The organism is Bacillus sp. FJAT-53060, from assembly GCF_037104745.1.
In the GTDB taxonomy this organism is placed as follows: Bacteria; Bacillota; Bacilli; order Bacillales; family Bacillaceae; genus Bacillus; species Bacillus stratosphericus_B.
The window spans coordinates 21,548-27,567 of the sequence record NZ_JBAWSW010000033.1 but is presented as its reverse complement, the minus strand read 5'-3'; the positions used below and the strand labels follow the sequence as shown (position 1 = coordinate 27,567).

The window sequence follows — 6,020 nt, the reverse complement described above, 5'->3', positions numbered from 1 at the left end:
GTTCTATCTTAACAGGATTGATCGAACTACGACCAACATCGTAGAACGCACTGTCAAAGAATACATTTATTATTATAACAACATTCGTATTCAAACAAAACTAAACAACCAATCACCGATAAACTATCGGCAATTGGCTGTATAAAGGTGTTTTGATCCCTGTCTCAAAAACGGGGGTCAGTCCCTGAAGTCGGGCGTTTTTTATTCTGATGGAACAATAAAGGTCAAGTGTTGTTTTAATACCTCGAGGGAAGAGGGAGATGTCATGTAGACTTCACCATCTGTATCTACATTCATTTCCTCTTTTGTGTGGATATGAATACGAGATGCTTGTATGAGAGACAGGTCTCCGGTAAAATCCTCTAGCTCTTCCCGATTCATTGAAAATATCTCTTTTAAAGCAGAGAAACTAGTATTTCTGCAAATTAAAATCTCAGCTTTTCCATCATCAATTGCGGCATTTGGTAAATCAATTTTATTTGTTCCGATAAATTGTCCATTCATCACTAGGACGAACACGGCTTCCTCTTCCCAGTTTTCCTCTTCGGTTTCAATACGTACGTGAAAAAGATCTGTTTGCTGAAGGGTCCGAATGGCACTCGTAAAATAGCTGATTTTTCCCAGTAAGGCTTTTTCTTTGTTATTAATATTATTGGAGGTGTCTGCAATAAGACCAATCCCCCAGAAGTTTAAAAAGTATCGATCTTCGGCTTTCACGAAGTCAACCTTTTTTTTCTTCCCGTCTACAATCATTTGAGCGGCTTTTTGCATTTGTTGAGGAATGCCAAGCGTTCTAGAAAAGTCATTGCATGTCCCGCCCGGTAATATCGCTACAGCTGGCCTTTTTGCTAAACCACCGATACCGTTCATACATTCATGTACGGTTCCATCTCCCCCTATTATAATCAGCAATTCAACTGTCTCATCTATCGCACGGCAGAAATGATAGGCATCCCGTGGCAATTTCGTTGGTTTAAGTATGAGTTCATCAATATATAGAGAAAGAAGAGGAACTGTTTGACCTAATGTTTTTTCTATGTTTTTTTGTCCAGCATTTCCATTATATATAAGCATCGCTTTCTTAAATTGTGCCATCATGCAGTTCTCCCTTATATCTCTTTTTCATTACTTTTCCCCAATTTGACAGCTCATAAACGATGCGCGGAAAAAGAGAGATGGGAACAGACAACACATTTGCCCAAAGGCGTTTTCCTTGATATGATGGAGAAAATGGTTTTGGTACGTAGAAGGAGTGGACGGATATGAATATTGATTTTAATTTATTTATGAATGATATTGTGAAACAAGCGAGAGAAGAGATTAAGCAAGCAGGCTACACAGAACTGACAACAGCTGAAGAAGTAGATGAAGCACTGACTAAAAAAGGAACGGCACTTGTCATGGTCAATTCAGTATGCGGCTGTGCTGGCAGTATTGCAAGGCCAGCTGCTGGTTATTCGGTTCATTACGATAAGCGTCCAGATCAATTGCTAACAGTGTTTGCTGGACAGGACAAAGAGGCAACGGCAAGAGCACGTGAATACTTTGAAGGTTTCCCGCCGTCTTCACCATCATTTGCCCTATTAAAGGATGGAAAGATCATCAAAATGGTGGAGCGTCATGAAATTGAAGGACACGAGGCAATGGAAGTGGTGTCAAAACTTCAGGTCGCTTTCGATGAGCATTGTGAAGAAATATAAAATGGTACTTTTGGACGAATAAATATGAAGCAGTCCGGTCTTTTGATCGGTCTGTTTTTTTGTTTTATAAGGCATAAGAATCAAAAAAATTTTAGAAAATTACTATTGCATATCAAAAAGAAAGTGTTTAAAATACATTATAGTGAATAAATATTCAAATCTACACATGAGTTTAAATACTGGGAGGCATTATCATATGAAAAAGTGGTTATTATTACTTATGACAGCTGGTCTGGCAACTGCAATAGCAGCGTGCGGAACTTCTTCTAATAATTCAAACGCATCAGGGGATGACAAAACACTCGTTATGGCGACATCAGCAGATTATCCGCCATTTGAATCAAAAGATGGCGATAAAATTGTTGGTTTTGATGTAGATCTTGCAAAAGCACTTGCGAAAAAGAATGGCTATAAACTAGAAATTCAAGACATGGACTTTGCGAGCCTTGTATCAGCACTTAAAACAAACAAAGCTGATATTGTTCTTGCAGGAATGACGCCTACAGAAAAACGTAAAAAAGAAGTTGATTTCTCTGATGTATATTACAATGCAGAAAACATGGTTGTATCAAAGAAATCAAGCGGTATAAAAACAGAGAAAGATTTACAAGACAAAACAGTTGGTGTTCAATTAGGATCTATTCAACAAGATGAAGCAAACGATTTGCAAAAGAAATATAATTTAAAGGTTGAAGATCGTAATAAAATTTCTGATATCATTCAAGAAATCAAAGCAGGACGTTTTGATGCAGCGATTATTGAAGACAAAGTGGCTGCTGGTTATTTAAAAAAGGAAAAAGATTTCCAATCGTTTGGACTGAATAGCTCAAACGAAGGTTTAGCCATTGCATTCAAAAAAAATAGCGACTTAACAGAGAAATTCAATCAATCATTAAAAGAAATGAAAGATAATGGCGAACTAGATCAATTGATTAAAAAATGGTTTGCTGATGAAAAGTAAGTCAAGAAAAGGATCAGCGTCATTCATGAAAATTAATTAGAAAGCGCTGAAAAGTTCAACATGTGTTGAACTTTTTCCTGTTTATTCTTTGATTTCATATGAAGGCAAAAAAAGGAGAATGTAATGATGGATTTTAAAGATGTAATACCTCAGATGCCCTTTATTTTAGAAGGTCTTAAGGTCACGCTTTCTATTGTAGTCGTGTCACTCTTCATTGGTTTTATTTTAGGGATTTTATTAACGCTCTGCAAAATCAGTGTATTTAAGCCACTCATTTGGCTTGCAGATTTTTATACATCGATTTTTAGAGGCACACCGCTTGTGCTTCAGCTGCTCATTATCTATTTTGGTCTGCCCCAACTGATTGGCTTTCAAATCGATCAATACACGGCTGCTGTTGCGGCATTTTCACTAAACTCAGCGGCATATGTATCTGAAATTATTCGTGCGGGTATTAATGCGATTGATAAAGGTCAAAAAGAAGCGGCCGTTGCTTTAGGCATACCTTATGCTAAAATGATGAAGGACTTATTGCTTCCGCAAGCATTTAAAAATATTTCCCCTGCACTTGTGAACGAAACGATTACACTGACAAAAGAATCTGCTATTGTCACAGTCATAGGACTGGGCGATGTCATGAGACGAGCCTATCAAGCAGGTGCCGTCACGTATAATTATCTTGAACCGCTTATTTTTGCAGGTCTCATCTATTATGTCATCGTGCTTGTTCTCACCTTTGTCGGCAAATCGGTGGAAAGGAAGTTAAAATTAAATGATTAAAATAGAGAAACTAACAAAAACGTTTGGCAAAAATGAAGTACTGAAAGGAATTGACACCACCATTAAAGAAGGAGAAGTTGTCTCAGTCATTGGACCATCTGGTTCAGGAAAATCGACGTTCCTTCGCTGCATCAACTTACTTGAAAAGCCGACTTCAGGTGTCATTACGATTAAGGATACAGAGATCACAAATTCAAAAACCAATGCACTAAAAGTCCGCGAAAACATTGGCATGGTGTTTCAGCATTTCCATCTGTTTCCTCATAAAACCGTGCTAGAAAATATTACGTATGCTCCAATGAATGTGAAGAATCAATCGCAGGAAGACAGTCTCAAACAAGCGGAAGACCTTTTAAAAAAGGTAGGGCTTTTAGAGAAGAAAGATGATTATCCAAATCGTTTATCCGGCGGTCAAAAGCAGCGTGTGGCGATTGCACGTGCCCTTGCGATGACACCAGATATTATGCTGTTTGACGAACCAACTTCTGCACTTGATCCTGAAATGGTGAAAGAAGTATTAGAGGTCATGAAAGAGCTGGCTCAATCCGGGATGACGCTCGTAATCGTCACACATGAAATGGGCTTCGCAAAAGAAGTGGCCGACCGTGTGATCTTTATGGATGACGGGAAAATTGTGGAAGATGCGAATCCTGTGCAATTCTTTGAATCACCGTCTTCGCAGCGTGCTCAAGACTTCTTGCAAAAAATATTATAATTAAAAAAACAGAAGGAGACTTAACATCTTCTTCTTTTTTTGATTATAATGGGGAAAGTAAAAATACATCATTTCACAAAAGTGAATGGAACAAGACAGAAAAGAGTGAATCACATCATGTTTAAAATCGGCTACCGAACGCTGAAAACAGCATTAGGAACAGCTATAGCCATTTATCTTGCACAAATGCTTGGCTTGCAAAATTATTCAGCTGCTGGGATTATTACGATCCTGTGTATTCAGGTGACGAAAAAAAGGTCACTCTTAGCATCAGGTGCCCGGTTTGCAGCATGCAGTCTTGCGATTTTATTTTCTTATTTATTTTTTGATCTGATTGGTTATCATCCTTTCGTCATAGGGCTCATGCTGCTCATCTTCATTCCGACAACCGTTTTGCTCCGAATTAAAGAAGGGATTGTCACAAGCTCTGTCATCATCCTTCATCTTTACATGTCTGGCGGGATTACCCTTCATCTCATTTGGAATGAGCTTCTACTGATCACGATTGGTGTTGGTGTAGCACTCATAATGAACCTGTATATGCCAAGCGTTGATAATAAGCTGAAACAATACAGTGAACAGATTGAAACCAATTTTGCAAAAATCTTTGAAGAAATCGAACAATATTTAATGACAGGGAAACAGGACTGGACAGGAAAAGAAATACCAGAGACACATCAATTGATCAAGGAAGCAAAAGCTCTCGCATATCGTGATGTTGAAAATCATGTGCTAAGACATGAAAATCTGTATTATCATTATTTCAACATGAGACAAAAGCAATTTGAGATCATTGAGCGTGTGCTTCCAAAAATTACATCCATTTCCATCACAACAGAGCATGGACAAATCATTGCAGAATACGTCAGAGACTTACGCGAACATATTCACCCAGGCAACACGGCGCATAAGTTTTTAAGACGCCTCATTGATATGAAAGAAGAGTTCGATGCTCTTCCGCTTCCACAAACACGAGAAGAATTTGAAGCAAGAGCCGCACTTTTTCATTTCCTCGGGGAAATGGAACAATATTTAGTGCTGAAAAGCTATTTTAAAGGGATGAAAGAATAGAGACGCATGAGTTCCTCCTTCATTGGTCAATCTAATGAAAAAAGGAGGAGTCTATGCGTCTTTTATTTTACACCGTGTTGACCATGTCCCTTTCGCCTATCTGGCCGATTGGGCAGAATCCGCTTCCAGGAGATCCATATGTCATTATTAATAAACAAACGAATGAACTTGCTTATATTGATCATGGAAAAGTACAAGAGGTATATCCTGCTTCTACAGGGAAAACAACGGGTTTAACGCCAGAAGGTGAATTTACCATTATGATCAAAGCGAAAGATCCTTATTACAGAAGAAAAAATATAGAAGGTGGCGCGAAGAATAACCCCCTTGGGCGAAGATGGATTGGATTTGATGCACGAGGAACAGATGGGAGAACCTATGGGATTCATGGGACAAGTGACGAAACATCGATCGGGAAATTTATCACGGCAGGCTGTGTGAGACTTCATAATCAAGATGTAGAAAAGCTGTTTGAACAGCTTCCAATTGGAACAAAGGTGTGGATTACGAAATCAAACGATTCATTTGAAAAGCTAGCCAAAGACAAACAGGCCATTCGTTTATCGAACGAATAACCTGCTTGTCTGCTTTTATCAAAACCCTTATAAAAAGGTTGCCGCTCCTGCTAAAAGTGAAGAAATTAACAAGAGGCTAATCATGAGCAATACCATACATTTCATGAATTTCTGAGACATAACGCACCCCTATAACCGAAAATTTTTGCGACGAGCGCACCTTTCTTTATTTTATCTGGTTTTTTCACATGCGACAAGTGATCAAAAAAGGAAGTGAA

Annotated in this window: 9 protein-coding genes; 7 read left to right on the top strand and 2 right to left on the bottom strand. The window is 38.5% G+C overall.

Annotated features, from left to right (window positions below; translation table 11 throughout):
• Positions 1-145: IS3 family transposase (locus WAX46_RS12110; protein WP_336493244.1), on the top strand; the 145-nt coding region annotated here is incomplete at its 5' end.
• A gap of 56 nt (positions 146-201) precedes the next feature.
• Here the strand turns inward: WAX46_RS12110 and WAX46_RS12105 are convergent.
• Positions 202-1,095: a YegS/Rv2252/BmrU family lipid kinase gene (locus WAX46_RS12105; protein ID WP_336494107.1), complete on the bottom strand. Its 894-nt coding sequence runs from the start codon at positions 1,093-1,095 to the stop codon at positions 202-204.
• A gap of 167 nt (positions 1,096-1,262) precedes the next feature.
• On the opposite strand from WAX46_RS12105, the gene WAX46_RS12100 reads away from it, so the two are divergent.
• From WAX46_RS12100 to WAX46_RS12075, 6 genes are all read left to right on the top strand, one after another.
• Complete coding sequence (locus WAX46_RS12100; protein ID WP_336494106.1) at positions 1,263-1,700, top strand: BrxA/BrxB family bacilliredoxin; 438 nt, start codon at positions 1,263-1,265, stop codon at positions 1,698-1,700.
• Between the two features lie 196 nt (positions 1,701-1,896).
• On the top strand, positions 1,897-2,661 hold the full coding sequence (locus WAX46_RS12095) for a transporter substrate-binding domain-containing protein (protein WP_226569437.1): 765 nt from the start codon (positions 1,897-1,899) through the stop codon (positions 2,659-2,661).
• 126 nt (positions 2,662-2,787) lie between these two features.
• Positions 2,788-3,441 carry an amino acid ABC transporter permease gene (locus WAX46_RS12090; protein ID WP_226569444.1) on the top strand — a complete coding sequence of 218 codons (654 nt, stop codon included), beginning with the start codon at positions 2,788-2,790 and terminating at the stop codon, positions 3,439-3,441.
• The gene (locus tag WAX46_RS12085) at positions 3,434-4,156 is read left to right on the top strand and encodes an amino acid ABC transporter ATP-binding protein (RefSeq protein WP_226569435.1); all 723 of its coding nucleotides are present in this window, start codon (positions 3,434-3,436) and stop codon (positions 4,154-4,156) included. Before WAX46_RS12090 ends, WAX46_RS12085 begins: the two co-directional genes overlap by 8 nt.
• Positions 4,157-4,273: 117 nt before the next feature.
• Positions 4,274-5,227 carry an aromatic acid exporter family protein gene (locus WAX46_RS12080; protein ID WP_336494104.1) on the top strand — a complete coding sequence of 318 codons (954 nt, stop codon included), beginning with the start codon at positions 4,274-4,276 and terminating at the stop codon, positions 5,225-5,227.
• A 53-nt stretch (positions 5,228-5,280) separates the two neighbouring features.
• The gene (locus WAX46_RS12075) at positions 5,281-5,802 is read left to right on the top strand and encodes a L,D-transpeptidase (RefSeq protein ID WP_226569431.1); all 522 of its coding nucleotides are present in this window, start codon (positions 5,281-5,283) and stop codon (positions 5,800-5,802) included.
• Between the two features lie 27 nt (positions 5,803-5,829).
• Here the strand turns inward: WAX46_RS12075 and prli42 are convergent, their stop codons facing one another.
• On the bottom strand, positions 5,830-5,922 hold the full coding sequence (gene prli42, locus WAX46_RS12070; RefSeq protein ID WP_264188764.1) for a stressosome-associated protein Prli42: 93 nt from the start codon (positions 5,920-5,922) through the stop codon (positions 5,830-5,832).
• Positions 5,923-6,020 lie beyond the last annotated feature (98 nt).

Bases quoted from the DNA above. Each gene is read 5' to 3' on its own strand.
- WAX46_RS12105 (WP_336494107.1), bottom strand. From the start codon at position 1,095: ATGGCACAATTTAAGAAAGCGATGCTTATATATAATGGAAATGCTGGA.
- WAX46_RS12100 (WP_336494106.1), top strand. From the start codon at position 1,263: ATGAATATTGATTTTAATTTATTTATGAATGATATTGTGAAACAAGCG.
- WAX46_RS12095 (WP_226569437.1), top strand. From the start codon at position 1,897: ATGAAAAAGTGGTTATTATTACTTATGACAGCTGGTCTGGCAACTGCA.
- WAX46_RS12090 (WP_226569444.1), top strand. From the start codon at position 2,788: ATGGATTTTAAAGATGTAATACCTCAGATGCCCTTTATTTTAGAAGGT.
- WAX46_RS12085 (WP_226569435.1), top strand. From the start codon at position 3,434: ATGATTAAAATAGAGAAACTAACAAAAACGTTTGGCAAAAATGAAGTA.
- WAX46_RS12080 (WP_336494104.1), top strand. From the start codon at position 4,274: ATGTTTAAAATCGGCTACCGAACGCTGAAAACAGCATTAGGAACAGCT.
- WAX46_RS12075 (WP_226569431.1), top strand. From the start codon at position 5,281: ATGCGTCTTTTATTTTACACCGTGTTGACCATGTCCCTTTCGCCTATC.
- prli42 (WP_264188764.1), bottom strand. From the start codon at position 5,922: ATGTCTCAGAAATTCATGAAATGTATGGTATTGCTCATGATTAGCCTC.